This window comes from Mediterraneibacter sp. 210702-DFI.5.30, assembly GCF_020560115.1.
In the GTDB taxonomy this organism is placed as follows: domain Bacteria; phylum Bacillota; class Clostridia; order Lachnospirales; family Lachnospiraceae; genus Mediterraneibacter; species Mediterraneibacter faecis.
Map to the genome: position 1 here is coordinate 1 of NZ_JAJCME010000177.1, position 235 is coordinate 235.

The window sequence follows — 235 nt, forward strand, 5'->3', positions numbered from 1 at the left end:
GCAATAGACATTCTATAAACCTTAAATCCCATTCCTGCAAGTAAAGCAATATCTTCTTTATAATGATGATAAAAATCAATCCCATGACGTTTTGGATAGTAAACTTCATCATCAGTACTTAAAGCTTTTTCAATCATTTCATCAGAAATATCACATAACCCATGAGTATTTAATAAATCTTTCATAGATTTAGGATCAGTAAATAATTGTACATCACTACAACTTACTCCTTTTC

The 235-nt window shown here is 28.9% G+C and carries 1 protein-coding gene; it reads right to left on the reverse strand.

The features are described from left to right. The coding region (locus tag LI126_RS15165; protein ID WP_227165740.1) for a family 1 glycosylhydrolase at positions 1-235 on the reverse strand (235 nt) is incomplete at both ends.